The sequence below is a fragment of the Verrucomicrobiaceae bacterium genome (genome assembly GCA_016713035.1).
GTDB lineage: Bacteria > Verrucomicrobiota > Verrucomicrobiia > Verrucomicrobiales > Verrucomicrobiaceae > Prosthecobacter.
The window spans coordinates 418715-434515 of sequence record JADJPW010000003.1; the positions used below are offsets into that span (position 1 = coordinate 418715).

Sequence of the window (15801 nt, forward strand, 5' to 3'; positions counted from 1 at the left end):
GACCTAGAGACAGGTCAATGCCAAGGCTTCACGCCTCACCATGCACGCTCACTCCTTTCTCGCCGCCGCTTCTGGACTCTCCGCCGCCTGGGAATTCATCTCTACGGGCGGATTTGTCATGGGACTGATCCTGATATGCTCCTTCGCGGCTGTGACGACCATGGTTCTGGCTTGGCTGCATCTGCGTGAGCACATCATCATGCCGCAGTCCGTGATCACCCAGCTACGCTCAGTGCCGAGCTATGCTGGCAAGGGGGACATCCGCCCGCTGCAGCAGTTTTTGGATAGTGATGGCAGCATGCTAGCACGCCTGGGCAGCATGGCGGTGAGCGGCAGCTACACCAGCAAGCAGGAGTGCATCGACGCCTGCACTTCCAAGGCCCGCGAGGAGATCCACCACCTCGAGCGCGGCATCCCGCTGCTGGAGGTGATGGTCTCCGTGGCACCGCTGCTTGGCCTGCTGGGCACCACCGCAGCGCTGGTGGGCATGTTCAGCGCCTTCGGTGAAGGTGGCGCGGGTGGGCCAGATACAGCCGGCATCGCACGCGAGATCGGTGTGGCGCTGCGCTGCACCATCGCGGGCCTATTTGTCGCCGTGCCTTCGGTGCTGGCGCACACCTATTTCACCCGCCGCATCGACGCCATCTCCGTGAAGGTCGAGGGCATCCTGCAGGAGGTCATCCATCAATTTTTCGCTCACTTTGAGGTGAAGCACGTCGGCGATAAAGCCTGATACTCGCACCAGAAGCCCACGAACTGAACGCTGATGAATCTCCGCCCGCGACGCCGCCCTGTCCCCGCCATCCCCATCGTGTCGCTGATCGACATCATGGTGATTTTGCTGATTTTCTTCATCGCCACCACCACCTTCAAAAAACAGAAGATGGAGGTCAAAATCAGCCTGCCGAGCTCCAAGGCCCTGGGTGGCGCTGCACCCGCCGCAGATGAGCGCAGCACCATCACCGTGACAAAGGAGCAAACCATCTTCCTCGATGGCATCGCAGTAGGTGCCGAGGGACTTGCCCCAGCCATCCAGACGCTCAAACAAACCCATCCAGGCCTGAAATTAGAGCTCGAAGCCGATACGGAGGCCAATCTGGGCCTTTTGGTGCAAATCTGGGATGCCCTGCGTGAGAGCGGCATCCCCATCAATGATGTCCCCGCACGCATTCAGCGTGCTGGTGCAGCCAATCCGTGAGTTTTTAGCCGCGGAACACCTCACACGGCACTCCCGTGGCACCGGGGCGGCAGACGAAGAGACGGCCCGCCAGCGGCTCCTCCAGACCGGGCTTCAATCCGGTCGTGATGTAGAGATCCTGCAAATCCGGCCCACCAAAGGCGCAGGCCGTCGTCTCGATGCAGGGGAAGTCGATCTGCTGCACCACTTGGCCCTGTTTCGGGTCATAGCAGACCACTTTTCCACCATGACAAAAAGCGACCCACAGTCGGTCTTGGCTGTCGATCGTCATGCCATCCGGCACGGAGGCATCCGCACTCGTATCCCAGACCACACGCTCGCCAGAGATGCTGCCCGTCGCTTTGTCGAAATCGAACGCGCGGACTTTTTTGCTCGGGGTGTCGATGTAGAACATGGTGCCCCCATCCGCACTCCAGATGATGCCGTTGGAATTGGTCACAGGAGAGAATTTCTTCTCCACACGCAGATCGGTGTGCAGGCAGTAGAGAGCGGCCTCGGGCCTTTTTTTCAGACAGATCGTGCCCGCCCAGAGACGGCCCGCAGGATCGCATTTCCCGTCATTGAAGCGGTTATCATGCAGATCGGGCTCTGGATCAGCGATAGGCGTGCTCTGGCCCGTGGATTCATCCAGGAAGTAAAAACCGTGATCTCCCGCCCAGAGGAGCCCACCACCTGCACGCGGCACCACCGTGCCGACACGCTGCCCCACATTCCAGATCACCTCTTCGCCCGTGGCGGGAGTGAAAGCGATGATGAGATGCGATTCGATATCGACATACAAAAGGCGGCCTTCATGCCAGATCGGGCCTTCGCCCCAGGTGGAGATATGCGTGGAAACAGGTGTGGGAGTCATGCGGCAGCATTTTTGGCATGAACTCGGCCCCCATGCACCCTGAAACATCCAAGGCCGCACCAAAAGCAAGTAATCGGTTAGAGGGGGGGGGGGGAAAGGGGGGGGGCGCAAAAGGGGGGGGGGGGGGGGGGGGGGGGGGGGGGGGGGGGGGGGGGGGGGGGGGGGGGGGGGTGATTTGTTCCAGGTTCACTTCGTCATTTCATGCGTAAGCCCTGCGGCAGCGCAGCGTCATTGAGCATAGAAATCGAAGCATTGAGATCGTGAATTGGCCGCCAGGGGGCCCGCAGGCCACACATCGCCTGTCATGAACACGCCTTCATCCTCCCCAGCACTCCCCTACCCTGTCCGCAATGCCTCACGCATCCCGCTTTGGCTCAAAATCGCCTACACCGCCTTCATGGCCGTCTTGATCCCCGTTTATTGGTGGCACTACGGATGGACGAATTTCCTCTTTTTCTGCGATGTGGCACTCATCCTCACGCTGATCGGCATCTGGACAGAAAAGCCGCTCTTCATCTCCCTAGCCGCCGTGGGCATCCTGGCCCCGCAGGCACTCTGGTGTGTGGATTTCGCCGCAGGCCTCCTAGGCACACGTATGACAGGGCTCACGGCCTACATGTTTGAGAGTCAGCGCTCGGTTTTCCTTCGTGGGCTTTCGCTGTTTCACCTGTGGCTGCCCTTTTTGCTGCTCTATCTCGTGCTGCGCCTAGGCTATGACCGCCGGGCCCTGCGGAGCTGGTCCTCCACCGCAGCGGCGCTATGCGTGTTCTCCTTCCTTTTTCTGCCCGCTCCAGGCTCCGCCGAGGTGCTGGCCAATCCACAAATGCCCTACAACGTCAATTACGTCTTCGGCATGAGTGAAACGGCCTGCCAGACATGGATGTCGCCCACGCTGTACCTGCTCGTCTGGGTCAGCGGCCTCATCACCCTCGTCTATGCGCCCACGCATGCTCTGCTGCGCCGCCTAGCTCCCGCAGCGCGGTAACTCACGGCATCAGGAGCGACGTGATTTGTCATTGAATGCCGCCACCACACGTGCGGCCTCACGGTTCTCCGCACGCTCCTTCAGGTCATGACGCTGATCCGATTTGTTCTTCCCCTTGCCCACGCCGAGTTGGATTTTGATATGGGCACCCTTCCAGTAAGCCTTCAGCACGGGCAGAGCCAGGCCCTTCTGATGCTGCGCGGCGTCGAGCTTCATGATCTCACGCTTGTGCAGCAGGAGTCGGCGGCTGCGGCGTGGCTCATGCGTTTCATGACTGGCCTTGTCGTAGGCTTTGATATCCGCACCGTAGAGCCAGACCTGACCACGATCCACGCGGGCAAAGGCATCCGAGAGATTGAAATGCCCCTGGCGGATGCTTTTCACCTCCGTGCCGCGTAATTCCAGCCCCGCCTCATAGGTTTCGAGGATGTGGAAATCTCGCGGTGCCTTGCGATTGGTGGCGATCTCAGACATGGCTGGTAAAAGAAACGGGTCTTATGCAAAGGAAGCATAAGACCCATGAAAGAGAGGATTCATGCCCCGATGGGGCCTGTGGATCAAGAGTGGTCGATGTTCTCTGCGGTGATCTTGCCCTGAATGATCTCCGTGAGGGCCAAATCGGCATCACGCAGGCCTGGGCGGCGCTCCACGAGGGGGCTACGACCCGAGGCGATCTGCCGCACTCGCTTGGACACGAGATTGATGAGGATCGGGGGCTCGGTGATGATGCGGGCGGCTTGTTCGACGAGTTCGGCTCTCATAATAGAAAAAATTTGCTGGACTAACAATTCTGAAGGGGGTGCAGAGAGTATCGGTCCCTACCGTCGTAGCAACCGAAATGTGGCCTCATTTCAGTTGCCGCACCCTGGAGCCTGCTGTCCCCTTCCCCCTCCAAATCCCCTCTTCCTTCACCATGAAAAAAATCGGCATCGGAATCATCGGCGGCGGCCTCATGGGCCGGGAAATGGCCAGCGCCTTCGCCCGCTGGTGTGCCCTCACCGATGTGGAGGTCACCCCTGAGCTCGTCGCCGTCGCAGACCTCGTCGAAGACGTGCGCAACTGGTTCCGCCGCATCCCCTCCTGCACCCAGCTCACCGCCGATTACCGCGAGCTCCTGGCCAATCCCGCCGTGGAAGTCGTCTATGTGGCCGTCCCACATAACCTACACGAAAAAATCTACCTCGACGTGCTCGCCGCCGGGAAAGACCTCTTTGCAGAAAAGCCCTTCGGCATCGACCTCGCCTCCGCACGGCGCATCGCCGAGGCCAGCCAGCTCTCAGGCCAATTCGTGCGCTGCAGCTCCGAGTTCCCCTTCCTCCCCGGAGCCCAACGCGTCATCTCAGAAGTCCGCAGTGGCCGCTTCGGACGCATTTTGGAAATCGTCAGCGGCTTCCACCACAGCAGCGACCTGGATGCCACCAAGCCTGCCAACTGGAAGCGCAAATCCGCCACCTGCGGCGAAATCGGCGTCCTCGGCGATCTCGGCATGCACGCCTGCCACATCCCCCTGCGCCTCGGCTGGCGCCCCACGCGTCTTTTTGCCCAACTCCAAAAAGGCTACCCCCAGCGCCCCGATGGCAAAGGCGGCATGGCCACCTGCGACACCTGGGACAATGCCCTGCTGCACACCTGGACCCACATCGGCGAGCACGACGTCCCCCTGCGCCTCGAAATGAAGCGCCTCGCCCCCGGAGAGACGAATACCTGGTTCATTGAGGTGCTCGGCACCCAGGGCGGCGTGCGCTTCAGCACCGCCGAGCCCAAGACCCTCTGGCTCTTCGAAGGCGGCAAGGAGCAATTCTGGAAAAAGACCGACCTCGGCTTCGGCATGCCCTTCAAGACCGTTACCGGCGGCATCTTCGAGCCCGGCTTCCCCGATGTGATCCAGCAAATGTGGGCCGCCTACCTCATGGAGCGCGAAGGCCTCCTCGGCCCCCGCTTCGGCTGCGCCACCCCCGAAGAAGCCGTCGGCACCCAAGAAATCTTCGCCGCCGCCCTCGCCTCCCAACGCAATGGCTCCGTGGCGGTGGTCTAGAGTCCCTGTTTTCACGTCCAGGCAGGGATAATCAGGTCCCGTTTCCGAGAAACACTTGGAAACGACCCGCCAAAACGGCACTGGCCGGGGAAACACTTGGACAATTGGAGTCTCCTCCCTGCGGGCACTGCTTGACCACCCTGCGCCTCCCCTCTCATACTCCGCCAATCCACGCTCATGGTCCCGCCACTCCCGCAGACTTCATCGACCACTGGACGCGGGCGGAGGCCAATGAGCGGGCAGGAGGTTGTTTATCCTGCGCGGCTGACACAGGCGACGGCCATGGCGGCGATGCCTTCTTCTCGCCCGACGAAGCCGAGGCGCTCATTGGTGGTGGCTTTGACTCCGACTTGGTCGGGCTGGATGCGTAGTGCCGTGGCGATGTGCTGCTTCATCGCTGGGGCGTGTTTCATGACCTTCGGGGCCTCTGCGATGAGGGAGGCATCGACGTTCTGAATGGTGTATCCGTGCTGGGTGGCGATCTCGGCACATTTTTCGAGGATCTTCATGCTGGAGATGCCTTCGATGCTGGGATCGGTGGGTGGGAACCAGTAGCCGATGTCGGGCTGGCCTAGGGCACCGAGGACGGCATCGGCGATGGCATGGGCTAGGACGTCGGCATCGCTATGCCCCTTCAAGCCGCGAGTGTGCGGGATGGTGACGCCGCCGAGGACGAGCGGGCGGCCTTCCTGAAAGGGGTGTACGTCGTAGCCGATGCCGGTGCGATACATGGATGCGGAAGTCGGGGACGGGGAACGGTTTTACGCGTTGTGGTCGGCGGCTTTTTTGAGGCTGGCGAGGACGTCGCTGATTTTTAAGTCGATGCGCTGGCGCTTCTGGAAGTAGCTGACGTGTTCGTAGCCGGCTTCGACGAGGTTATTGAGCGCGGTGGTGAAGTGCTCGCCGACGCGGGCGGCTTTGTGGGCATCTGAGCCGAGGACGATGGGGATTTTCCGCTCGCACATCATGCGGAGCATCTCGTTGCCGGGATTCATCTCGGAGTAGCTCTTGTTGAGGCCGGAGGTGTTGAGCTCCATGGCGACGCCGGTGGCGGCGATGCGGTCGAGTACGCTGGAGACGGTGTTTTTGATGATGGCGAAGCACCAGGAGTCTGGGTGGTAGTTTTTCACCAGATCTGGGTGGGCGAGGCAGTCGTAGAGGCCGCTTTCGGCGGATTTTGCGAGGTTTTCGAAGTAGGCGCGGCGGAAGTTTTCGATGGTGCCGACTTCGAATTTGGCGAGGTATTCTTTGGCCTGCCAGTGGACGGCTCCGAGGATGTAGTCGAAGTCGGCTCGGGCATGGAGCTCGCGGAGGTAGTCCTCGTAACCGGGGAACCACTCGCTTTCGAGGCCGAGGCAGACGTGGATTTTGTTTTTGTAGGCTTCTGCGGCTCGCTGGACGAGGGCGACGTAGGTGTCGAACTCGTTTTCGGACATGCGGACCATGGGCCAGAAGCCGTTTGGCATGGGGGCGTGGCAGGTGAAGATGATGCCTTTGAGTCCTGCTTTGATGGCCTGCTGGGCGTATTCTTCTGGCTCACCCCAGGCATGTTTGCACAATGGAGTGTGCATGTGGGAGTCATAGAAGAGGGCTCCTGATTTGGTGGGGCCTGCGGGAGGGGCTTTGATGGTGCTTTTTGCCGGAGCTGGCTTTGGCGCTGGGGCAGGTTCTGGCGCGGGTGCTGGAGCAGCAGCTTTTTTGGCTGGCGTTGACTTGGTAGGCAGCGCAGAGGCTTTTGGGGGCTCGGCGGGGGCTTTCGCAGCAGGCTGGGGGGCTGTGGCCGGTTTGGCCGGAGCTGCTTTGGGAGCAGGTTTTACAGCTTTTGGAGTTGGAGTTGGAGCTGGAGCTGCCTTGGGGGCAGGTTTCGCGGCTTTTGGAGCTGGAGCTGCTTTTGGGGCCGGTTTTGCGGATTTAGCAGGTTGGGCTGCTTTAACTGGCTTCGGAGCTGGCTTGGCGTTTTTGACCGCTTTGACGTTTTTTTTGGCCACAGGAGCGGATTTGGCCGCTTTCGGAGGGCTGGCCTTTTTGGGGGCTTGTTTTTTGACGGCTGGGCGGGAGGCCTGCTTTGCTTTCGCGGGGGCGGGCTTCTTTTGGGGGGTGCTTTTGTTTTTGCTCACGATTTAGCTCCTGGTTTCTTGCAAGATGAGCCAGCCTTTGCCCTCGATCTTGGCGATACGGGCGCCAGTCGGGGTGCCGCCGGCGCTGGTTGGGCCGGGGAAACATAGCCGCAGGGTGAGGGGGACCCCTGTCCAGTTCCCTAGCTTCAATTGCTCGATGAGGGGGAGAAACTTGGGGTCGTTGCGGTCAAAGTAGGCGAGTACGGCTCCATCCTGGCCGGGTTGGCGGATTTCGAGCACTTCATTGCCCTGTGGGGTCTCCTGGGCAGGATCGACGGCGGGCTTGGAGGCGACGACTCGGAGGAGTGTGGGCTCGGCGGGTTTGATTTTGAGGAATTCCTTCCAATCGAGCTCGCCATAATTGACGGAGTGCTCCCAATCGACGCAGTAGCGGCCGTCCTGTGTTTCCTCAATGACGACGGTGATGGGGTCCGCATCTTCAAAGACGGCCTGGGCGTAGCCGAAGCGGTAACCAGGCTCATCTACGGGGATGAGGTAGCTGAGGGACTTCCAGCGCGGATTGTGCAGGGGATGCGATTTGTAGTAGCCCTCCATGAGAGGCCGCACACGTAGAGGGTCACGGGAGAAGACGAGTTTGAGATCGATGCTGCCGGCATCAAAGAAGCCACGGATGGCGGCCTCGATCTGGGTGCGCTTCTCTTCGATTTTGTCGATGCCGTTGTGGGCGATGACGGGGCTGGTGCTGGCTTTCTGGGCAGGGATAGGTGATGCGGGTGTCGCTACAGCAGTATCGGTAGGCGCTGGCGCTGACTTTTGCCGCACCTGGGTCGCCACATCTTTGACCTCACGAGTGGCGTCACCGAGCTTCACGCTGGATTCGCCGGCGAGGAGTGCCTCATTTTCATAGGTGCTACCAGACCAGGTGCGGCCCTGGGAGTCTTGATAGACGAGATCGACGTATTCGGGGTTCACCTGGGTGGATTCCCAGAGCTTTGCGGTGACGACCCGAAAGATGGTAGCGATCATGACCACCAAGGCGAGACAGCCAAGTACAGCAGCCAGCGTATTGATGAATGCCTCCCGACGCCTGAGCCTGCTGGGGCGCGGTGGCGTGTCAGTGGTTGGGCTGCTCGAATCGGTCATGTGAGGGAAACAACATTGAAGCTGGAGCCGAAGGCGGGAATCGAACCCGCGACCCGCGCATTACGAATGCGCTGCTCTACCGCTGAGCTACTTCGGCTAGGAGGAACAAGATGCTGTTCAAAGGGCAGTGATTATATGGCCCCCCTCTGGCTTGTCATACGCTTTTTCTGGACATACAAAAAAATCACCGTGCGCTGCTTGTGAAAGCGGCTTGGGTGCCATTCGTTCCCTCTGCTGTTTCCATACGTTTACTGCCTCGTATTTACATGTCTTCTACGGCCGCGACCCAGTCCTGCTTTTCCAGTCCTTATGATGAATTCCTCGCTGAATTGAGCGAAATCCAGCGTCATAAATGGCATCTAAGTGAGCAGGCAGGCTCGGACATCGGTTTTGAGCGTGCTCTCAATGACTGGGCACGACACCACCGAGCGGATTGGCGGCGTGTGCGGAATCAACCAAACTGCTCCAGCCCATCATGAAGCACCTGCACTCCCTCCTGCTCCTGCTACTCACGCTCCCGTGGGCCATGCAAAGCCCCGCTCAGCCGCCAAATGTGCTCCTCATCACCGCAGATGATCTGCGACCCGAACTCGGCTGCTATGGCTCCCCGGCCATCACCCCGCATCTCGATGCCATCGCAGCACGGGGCACCCTTTTTACCCATGCCTATTGCCAGCAGGCTGTCTGTAATCCCTCCCGCTCCAGCATGCTCACAGGCCTACGCCCCGGCACCCTGGGCCTCTATGTCAATGGCACGCACTTCCGCCAGCTGAAGCCCGATGTCATGACGCTGCCGCTCTGGTTCAAGCAGCACGGCTACACCACCCGCTGCACGGGAAAGCTCTTTCACAACTGGCATACCCAGGAAAAAGGCGATCCCCGTGCCTGGTCCGCACCGGAATTCCTCCACTACGCCAATCACGGCGATGACACCCCGCAGGTCACGGGACCCCTCCCGGAGAACCACGCCAAGCACAGCGAGGGCCTCCGCAAATACGGCTCCGTCGGCATGTGCGAGTGCTACGATGTGCCTGACGAGGCCTACTATGATGGCCGCGTCGCCGCAGAGGCCGTGCGCATCCTCCCCGAGCTGAAAAAGAGCGGCCCGTTCTTCCTCGCACTCGGTTTTTGGAAGCCCCACGCCCCCTTCAATGCCCCCAAAAAATACTGGGACCTCTATGACCGTGCCCAGCTCCCCCCGCTGATCCCAGACAGACCCACGGATGCCCCAGAGATCGCCTTTCACCAGAGCACCGAGATCCTCGGCCCGCCAGATCAGCAGAAAAAGCCCAGCGCAGAGCAAGTGGCGGAAATGCGTCACGGCTACTTCGCAGGCATCAGCTACATGGATGCCCAGGTGGGCAAAGTCATCACCGCCATGAAAGAACAGGGCCTGCTGGACAACACCATCATCCTCTTCTGGGGCGACCACGGCTACCACCTGGGTGAACACGGACTGTGGGCAAAGACCAGCAACTTCGAGCTCGATGCCCGTGTGCCACTCATCATCACCCAGCCCACCGCACGCCACCCAGGAGCAAAAAGCAGCTCCCTCGCCGAAATGGTGGACCTCTTCCCAACCCTCACAGCCCTCTGCAGCCTCCCTGCCGCCCCTGGGCTGGAGGGCATCAGCCTCGTCCCCGTGCTGAATGATCCTGCTGTCCGAATCAAAGAAGCCGCCTTCACCCAGCATCCACGCCCGGCCTACTATGACCGCACTCCATCGAAGCAGCCCACCGTCATGGGTTACAGCATCCGCACCGCCCACTGGCGCTACACGGAATGGCGTGACTGGCAAACGGGCCGAATCGACTCCCGCGAGCTCTACGAGCACATCCACCCCGATCAACCCGAGCTCCACAACGTCATCTCCACCCCACCAGATCCCGCCGCACTCGATGCCGCACGCACGCTGCTCCATCAGCAATTTCCCCCTTCGCGTGGGAAATAAGCGAATAGCCATCACCTTGGGATTCTTGGGACCTAACTAACGGTGAAATCCCTCATCCAGTTCGAGGAGCCTTTTGAGGTCAGCTTTATTTTGCGCTCGGAAAAATCAAAGTGATTCAAAAAACTGCCCCAATCCAGAAGTTTCAATGTCCCCACCCACGACTGCACGCAAAAAGGTTTGAAGCTCCTCCAGATCCTCCATCTTTAGGTTTTTGACATCGCAGGATACTTCAAGCCAAGCCTCGAAGACATCACCTGGATGCGCGGTGACGCACCCAAGCTGTTCGATCCACGTGTCAATGATTTCAACAATGTGCGGCGTATCCTTCAGAGTTTCGCGGTAGCTGGCGGGTTTTGAGGCACTCAAAGTCGAATCGGTCCGCAAGACACCGACGAATCTACGAGAAGGCGAAATGAATCTGGAATTAACCCCCAAGTAGCTCGTCTCTTGAAAGACCAGCCATTCTGGAAAGCTTAGACGACAGACCTCTGCAAAAGTCGCAGCAAAAGCGGGATCGACTCGAAGCTTTGCGTCCCGCCTAGATACTTGCCGAGTCTCATAATATGGGAAACTCAGAAGATGGGGGCGACTTGCTTCGGCGCTCAACATACTCAGCGCTTCCTCGAAGCTGTTATGCACAGTCCAGCGTACATCATTAATATTGATCATCACATACGTTGGTCTTGTCTTTTCAGACGCCAATGCGCCGATTAGCACACCCCAACATGTGGTGATTACCGAGCGGACTCCTGAAAGCGGAGACACATCAACCTCCCTCCAGTCAAACCACTTCGAGAAATCAATCACTGGAAAAAATACGTCGAGCTGCAGTTCGCCACAGATCTTTCCTTGTCCAAACTCACTATAGAAACCAACCAGCTCAGGGTCCACACTTTCTGCGGCCAATGCAAATTTCACAACAGGCTGACCTTCGGTGGTGTAGGCACCGATTCTCGGCATTGCCATCAAGGATGCAGATAAGCCTTTCATGGTGGTCGGCGAAGTTCCCACGGTGCTGTGCTCGACTCAAAAAATATCCGGCTCCGGCACGGCGGGGCCGTGTTGGAGGAAGTCGAAGTCTGCCCCTTCGTTGGCTTGCGTGACGTGCTCGACGTAAAGCTTGGCGTAGCCGCGGTGGTAGCGTGGAGGAGCGGGTTTCCAGGCTGAGCGACGCTTCGCGAGTTCCTCATCGCTGACGTGGAGGTGCAGGCGGCGATTGGGCACATCGAGTTCGATGAGGTCGCCGGTTTTCACCAGTGCGAGTGGGCCGCCGACGGCGCTCTCTGGGGCGATGTGCAGCACGCAGGCTCCGTAGCTGGTGCCGCTCATGCGGCAGTCGGTGAGGCGGACCATGTCGCGGATGCCTTGGAGAATGAGTTTCTTCGGAATCGGGAGTTGGCCCCATTCTGGCATGCCGGGGGCACCGACTGGGCCTGCGCCACGCAGGATGAGCACGGTGTCTTGGGTGACATCGAGGTTCATGTCCTCGATGGCGGCTTTCATGGCCGGGTAGCTGTCAAAGACGAGCGCGGGGCCTTTGTGCGTGCAAAGTTCTTTGGTGGCGGCGGCATGCTTGATGACGGCACCGTTCGGGCAGAGGTTGCCGCGCAGGATGGCGGTGCCGCCATCGGGCTGGAGCGGGTTTTTCGGTGTGCGGATGACGTCTTCGTTGTGGATGATCGCTTCGGCGATGTCTTCACCGAGCGTCTTGCCAGTGATGGTGGGTAGATCCGTGTGCAAAAGCTCGCGCATGCCGTTGAGCAGCGCTTGGAGGCCACCTGCGAGATAAAACTCCTCCATCAGGTATTTGCCTGCGGGCCGCATGTTGGCGAGTAGCGGCACTTTGCGGCTGATTTCATCAAACTTCTCCAATGGAAGCTGGATACCGAGCCGACCCGCCATGGCGATGAGGTGCACGATGGCATTGGTGCTGCCGCCGAGGGCCATATCGACGGCGATGGCGTTTTCAAAGGAACGCTGACTGACGATGCCGGAGGGCTTGCGGTCCAGCCACACGTTTTCCACGATTTGGCGGCCTGCGGTGGCAGCGATGCGTGAGTGGGCACTGTCCACAGCGGGGATGGACGATGCACCGGGGATGCAGAGGCCCAGTGTCTCTGCCAACGCAGTGAGTGTGCTGGCGGTGCCCATGGTCATGCAGTGACCTGGGCTGCGGGCGATGCCGTCCTCGATCTCGCACCACTGCTCCCAACTGAGATTGCCAGCACGCTTTTCGTCCCAGTATTTCCACACATCGCTGCCGCTGCCGAGCGTCTCGCCGCGCCAGTTGCCCTTCATCATGGGGCCGCAGGGCATGTAGATGACGGGGATGTCCATGCTGAAGGCTCCCATGAGCAGGCCCGGCGTGGATTTATCGCAGCCACCGAGGAGGACCGCTCCGTCGATGGGATTGGCGCGGAGCATTTCTTCGGTCTCCATGGCCAAAAAATTGCGGTGAAACATCGCGGTGGGCTTGGTGAGCATCTCGCCGGCGGACATGACCGGGATCTCCATCGGGTGGCCACCTGCCTGCAAAATGCCGCGCTTTACGGCATCTGCTGTGAGCCGCAAATGCATGTGGCAGGAGTTCAGGTCGCTCCAGGTATTGAGGATGCCGATGACGGGCTTGCCCACGATGTCTTCAGCTCCCCAGCCGTTTTGTTTGGCACGAGAGCGATGGCCAAAGGAGCGCAACTCATCACGGCCATACCAGCGCCAGGAGCGGAGTTGTTCGGGGGATTTCGGAGTCGGAGTAGTCTGGGGGGGCATGCGTGCTGTTTATACCGCGAATGAGCAGAAGGAAAGCATCACCCTTTCGTACAAAACACGAGCCGCAGGGAGTCTAGGCGGACGACGGCTCCATCGAGCGCGGTTTCGATCTGCTGGAGATGGGCTCGGAGGGCAGCGATCTCCTCTGGCCGGACGTGATCGTTGCGCTGGCGCAGGTCTTCCATTCGGGAGATTTCTGCTTCGATCTGCGTGCTGGCGGCTTCTTTGGATGCTGCGACGAGCTTGGCCAGCTCGGCCTCCGCGAACTTGCGTGATTTTGAGATCATCGAAGGGAAGAGCTTGGTGCGGATCGCTGGCTTTTCAAAGAGCGTGGTGGGCTTGCTCTTGGTCAGTTTCAGCTCGGCGAAGGGATCTTTTTCACGCAGATCTTCATTGGCGTGATTGACCACGATGCGCACTGGCGTGGCCGCGAGGAAGCGGTCCACATGCAGCGCGGCGGGTGCGACGCACTCGACGACGTAGTGCGTCTCCAGCAGCAGGCCCTCACTGCCGCCTTTGCTGGTGGCAAAGGTGCTGTTTCCGTCCTCACTGCCGAGGAGCAAATCGAGCACACCACGCACCAGCGGGTGGTCCTGCGTGAGGAAGGCGATGTTTTCGCGGCTCAGTGCCCGTGTGCGGTCAAATGTCACCACCAAGCCGTCTTCCGGCAACGAGGGGAAGCGATCTGTTTTGATGTCCTCCGGCTTCAGGAAATAGGAGCGCGGGCCGCTCTCCTCCACATGCAGTCCGAAGTGATCGACCAGTTTGATGAAAAATGCCTCGAACTCCTCACTCACATCCTGTGCCTTGACGACATCAATGACTACCTGCGCCTGCTCTGGTTTGCATGAATTGAGCTCCAGCAGCCTGTCCTGGCCTTTTTCGAGCTTCTTCACGATTTTGGCGCTCAGAGCTCGTGATTCGTCCAAAAAGGCTTTCAGCGCCTTCTCATCAAATTTCGCCAAAAGAGCCTCAAGGCCTGATTGGAGCCCCTGAGCGATTTCGGTGGCTCCGTGCAGGTTTTTTTCAAAGGCATTCAGTCCTTCATGATACCAGCGGGCCAGCACTTCCTGCTCTGTCTGGCGGAAATACGGCACATGCACATGGATGGTGCTGGTCTGGCCGATGCGGTCCAGGCGGCCGATGCGCTGCTCCAGCAGCTCTGGATCACCTGGCAGGTCAAAGAGCACCATGTGGTGCGCAAACTGGAAATTCCGCCCCTCACTGCCGATCTCCGAGCAGATCAGGATGCGTGCGCCATCTTCATCGGCAAAAAACGCGGCGTGCCGATCACGCTGCGTCATCGTCAGTCCCTCGTGGAACTGGGCGGCGTTCACATTGAGCTCACGCAGCAGTTTTTCGTGGATTTCGCCCGCGAGCTCGCGGCTACGGCAGATGAGCAGCACCTTTTGATCGCCGATCTGCTTCAGCAGGCCAGCGAGCCACTTCACCTTCGTGCCCACGCCGTCCTCGCCTGCATCCAGTGCGGCGAGATGCGCTTCACGAGTGGGGAAGCCGGTCAAAGCCGCACGCGTGTTGCGGAACATCACCCGCCCCGTGCCGAACTCATCGAGCAAGCCGGAGATGAGCTTCTCACGCACGCTTTCATCCTTCTTCAGCGCCTTCACCAGCTCCTGAAGATGCGCGGATTTCTTGGTGAAGAGTTTTTCGTCTTTCGCCGTCAGCTTCTTGCCATCCACCAGGCGATCGATCGCACCAGCCACCTCGACGAATTGCTCAGAGTCCGCGATGAACTGCTCCAGCTTATCGTAGCGATTCGCATCCAGCAGACGCAGACGAGCAAAGTGGCCCTCAGGGCCGAGCTGCTGCGGTGTGGCGGTCAGCAGCAGCAGGCCGGGCACTTTTGCAGCGAGTTTTTCCACCAGCGCATACTCAGGGCTCACAGTCTGCGTGCTCCACTCCAGATGATGCGCTTCATCGACGACCATCAGGTCAAATCCGGCCTCAAGGGCCTGTTCGGCACGCTTTTCGGAGTGCGCGAGGAATTTGGTGCTCGTCAGGATGAGCTGGCTTTCGAGGAAAGGATTGCCGTTTTCCTCATTGGCCTCCACAGCCTCACAGCGCTCCTCATCATAAATGGCAAACAGCAGGTGAAAGCGGCGGAACAGCTCCACGAACCACTGATGCACCAGCGCCTCTGGCACCAGGATCAGCACACGCTCCGCACGGCCCGTGAGGTGCAGGCGGTGGAGGATGAGACAGGCCTCGATCGTCTTGCCCAGGCCCACTTCATCCGCCAGCAGCACGCGTGGCAGCAGACGGCCAGCGACCTCACTAGCGATGTACATTTGGTGCGGCAGCAGATCCACCCGCCCACCACAAAAGCCGCGCACAGGTGACTGCCGCATCTCCGCACGGTGCCGCAGCGCCTCCACCCTCAGGTCAAAGGTGTGCAGATCGTCGATCTGGCCCGCTTTGAGCCGGTCCTCTGGCTTGGAGAAGCTCAGCGTATCCGCCAGCTCTGCCTCACTGATTTCCACGCTGTCCGCCTGATAAAAAAGGATCTTCTGCCGCTCCTCCACACCGGTGACATTCAGTGTACGGCCATCATGCGTCTTGACGGTATCACCGGGCTGGAATTTCACCCGGCGCAGCGGAGCGGAGGCCAGCGCATACACCCGCGCCTGCTGGGCTGCGGGGAAGTACATCTGCACGCGGCCAAACTCTGCTTTTCCGATCACACCGATACCGAGTTCCGGTTCGGAATTACTAACCCAACGCTGTCCAGGAGAAGGAATATCCATGTTTAAAAAAGGGCGCAGAGGCTA

At 59.8% G+C, this 15801-nt stretch carries 15 protein-coding genes and 1 tRNA gene; 6 read left to right on the forward strand and 10 right to left on the reverse strand.

From position 1 onward, the window contains the following. Positions 1-40: 40 nt before the first annotated feature. Both IPK32_12715 and IPK32_12720 read left to right on the forward strand, forming a co-directional pair. A complete protein-coding gene (locus IPK32_12715; GenBank protein MBK8092812.1) occupies positions 41-733 on the forward strand; it encodes a MotA/TolQ/ExbB proton channel family protein in 693 nt (230 codons plus the stop codon). A 33-nt stretch (positions 734-766) separates the two neighbouring features. After that, positions 767-1198, forward strand: a complete 432-nt coding sequence (locus IPK32_12720; protein MBK8092813.1) for a biopolymer transporter ExbD — start codon at positions 767-769, stop codon at positions 1196-1198. Positions 1199-1202: 4 nt separating this feature from the next. Here the strand turns inward: IPK32_12720 and IPK32_12725 are convergent, their stop codons facing one another. Further along, the gene (locus tag IPK32_12725) at positions 1203-2051 is read right to left on the reverse strand and encodes an SMP-30/gluconolactonase/LRE family protein (protein MBK8092814.1); all 849 of its coding nucleotides are present in this window, start codon (positions 2049-2051) and stop codon (positions 1203-1205) included. A 304-nt stretch (positions 2052-2355) separates the two neighbouring features. Between IPK32_12725 and IPK32_12730 the strand changes: the two genes are divergently transcribed. Further along, positions 2356-3036 (forward strand): hypothetical protein, encoded by a 681-nt coding sequence (locus IPK32_12730; protein ID MBK8092815.1) that lies wholly within the window; start codon positions 2356-2358, stop codon positions 3034-3036. A gap of 9 nt (positions 3037-3045) precedes the next feature. Here IPK32_12730 and smpB read toward each other — a convergent pair whose 3' ends face one another. Together smpB and IPK32_12740 are read right to left on the reverse strand one after the other, a co-directional pair. Beyond that, positions 3046-3510, reverse strand: a complete 465-nt coding sequence (gene smpB, locus IPK32_12735) for an SsrA-binding protein SmpB (GenBank protein MBK8092816.1) — start codon at positions 3508-3510, stop codon at positions 3046-3048. Between the two features lie 83 nt (positions 3511-3593). Further along, a complete protein-coding gene (locus IPK32_12740; GenBank protein MBK8092817.1) occupies positions 3594-3797 on the reverse strand; it encodes a DNA-directed RNA polymerase subunit omega in 204 nt (67 codons plus the stop codon). A gap of 152 nt (positions 3798-3949) precedes the next feature. Between IPK32_12740 and IPK32_12745 the strand changes: the two genes are divergently transcribed. Beyond that, a complete protein-coding gene (locus tag IPK32_12745; GenBank protein ID MBK8092818.1) occupies positions 3950-5071 on the forward strand; it encodes a Gfo/Idh/MocA family oxidoreductase in 1122 nt (373 codons plus the stop codon). 251 nt (positions 5072-5322) lie between these two features. Here the strand turns inward: IPK32_12745 and IPK32_12750 are convergent, their stop codons facing one another. The 4 genes from IPK32_12750 to IPK32_12765 all read right to left on the reverse strand — a co-directional run bounded on the left by IPK32_12750 (position 5323) and on the right by IPK32_12765 (position 8389). After that, positions 5323-5802: a 2-C-methyl-D-erythritol 2,4-cyclodiphosphate synthase gene (locus IPK32_12750; GenBank protein ID MBK8092819.1), complete on the reverse strand. Its 480-nt coding sequence runs from the start codon at positions 5800-5802 to the stop codon at positions 5323-5325. 30 nt (positions 5803-5832) lie between these two features. Further along, positions 5833-6642, reverse strand: a complete 810-nt coding sequence (locus tag IPK32_12755) for a histidinol-phosphatase (protein MBK8092820.1) — start codon at positions 6640-6642, stop codon at positions 5833-5835. Between the two features lie 549 nt (positions 6643-7191). Beyond that, positions 7192-8175, reverse strand: a complete 984-nt coding sequence (locus IPK32_12760; GenBank protein ID MBK8092821.1) for a hypothetical protein — start codon at positions 8173-8175, stop codon at positions 7192-7194. 139 nt (positions 8176-8314) lie between these two features. Then, a tRNA-Thr gene (locus IPK32_12765) sits at positions 8315-8389 on the reverse strand. Positions 8390-8558: 169 nt separating this feature from the next. On the opposite strand from IPK32_12765, the gene IPK32_12770 reads away from it, so the two are divergent. After that, complete coding sequence (locus IPK32_12770; protein MBK8092822.1) at positions 8559-8771, forward strand: hypothetical protein; 213 nt, start codon at positions 8559-8561, stop codon at positions 8769-8771. After that, a complete protein-coding gene (locus IPK32_12775) occupies positions 8768-10243 on the forward strand; it encodes a sulfatase (protein MBK8092823.1) in 1476 nt (491 codons plus the stop codon). The genes IPK32_12770 and IPK32_12775 overlap by 4 nt, the downstream gene beginning before the upstream one ends. A gap of 105 nt (positions 10244-10348) precedes the next feature. Here the strand turns inward: IPK32_12775 and IPK32_12780 are convergent, their stop codons facing one another. Genes IPK32_12780 through IPK32_12790 form a run of 3 tightly spaced genes read right to left on the reverse strand, consistent with a single transcriptional unit; the run spans position 10349 to position 15777 of the window. Then, the gene (locus IPK32_12780; GenBank protein ID MBK8092824.1) at positions 10349-11233 is read right to left on the reverse strand and encodes a hypothetical protein; all 885 of its coding nucleotides are present in this window, start codon (positions 11231-11233) and stop codon (positions 10349-10351) included. Between the two features lie 36 nt (positions 11234-11269). Next, positions 11270-13012: a dihydroxy-acid dehydratase gene (locus IPK32_12785; GenBank protein ID MBK8092825.1), complete on the reverse strand. Its 1743-nt coding sequence runs from the start codon at positions 13010-13012 to the stop codon at positions 11270-11272. 38 nt (positions 13013-13050) lie between these two features. Beyond that, on the reverse strand, positions 13051-15777 hold the full coding sequence (locus IPK32_12790) for a DEAD/DEAH box helicase family protein (GenBank protein ID MBK8092826.1): 2727 nt from the start codon (positions 15775-15777) through the stop codon (positions 13051-13053). Positions 15778-15801: the final 24 nt, after the last annotated feature.

Excerpts from the sequence above, each read along its gene's own strand:
- IPK32_12760 (MBK8092821.1), bottom strand. The coding sequence starts at position 8,175 with ATGATCGCTACCATCTTTCGGGTCGTCACCGCAAAGCTCTGGGAATCC.
- IPK32_12725 (MBK8092814.1), bottom strand. The coding sequence starts at position 2,051 with ATGACTCCCACACCTGTTTCCACGCATATCTCCACCTGGGGCGAAGGC.
- IPK32_12770 (MBK8092822.1), top strand. The coding sequence starts at position 8,559 with ATGTCTTCTACGGCCGCGACCCAGTCCTGCTTTTCCAGTCCTTATGAT.
- IPK32_12715 (MBK8092812.1), top strand. The coding sequence starts at position 41 with ATGCACGCTCACTCCTTTCTCGCCGCCGCTTCTGGACTCTCCGCCGCC.
- smpB (MBK8092816.1), bottom strand. The coding sequence starts at position 3,510 with ATGTCTGAGATCGCCACCAATCGCAAGGCACCGCGAGATTTCCACATC.
- IPK32_12750 (MBK8092819.1), bottom strand. The coding sequence starts at position 5,802 with ATGTATCGCACCGGCATCGGCTACGACGTACACCCCTTTCAGGAAGGC.
- IPK32_12775 (MBK8092823.1), top strand. The coding sequence starts at position 8,768 with ATGAAGCACCTGCACTCCCTCCTGCTCCTGCTACTCACGCTCCCGTGG.
- IPK32_12780 (MBK8092824.1), bottom strand. The coding sequence starts at position 11,233 with ATGAAAGGCTTATCTGCATCCTTGATGGCAATGCCGAGAATCGGTGCC.
- IPK32_12730 (MBK8092815.1), top strand. The coding sequence starts at position 2,356 with ATGAACACGCCTTCATCCTCCCCAGCACTCCCCTACCCTGTCCGCAAT.
- IPK32_12745 (MBK8092818.1), top strand. The coding sequence starts at position 3,950 with ATGAAAAAAATCGGCATCGGAATCATCGGCGGCGGCCTCATGGGCCGG.
- IPK32_12720 (MBK8092813.1), top strand. The coding sequence starts at position 767 with ATGAATCTCCGCCCGCGACGCCGCCCTGTCCCCGCCATCCCCATCGTG.
- IPK32_12740 (MBK8092817.1), bottom strand. The coding sequence starts at position 3,797 with ATGAGAGCCGAACTCGTCGAACAAGCCGCCCGCATCATCACCGAGCCC.
- IPK32_12790 (MBK8092826.1), bottom strand. The coding sequence starts at position 15,777 with ATGGATATTCCTTCTCCTGGACAGCGTTGGGTTAGTAATTCCGAACCG.
- IPK32_12755 (MBK8092820.1), bottom strand. The coding sequence starts at position 6,642 with ATGCACACTCCATTGTGCAAACATGCCTGGGGTGAGCCAGAAGAATAC.
- IPK32_12785 (MBK8092825.1), bottom strand. The coding sequence starts at position 13,012 with ATGCCCCCCCAGACTACTCCGACTCCGAAATCCCCCGAACAACTCCGC.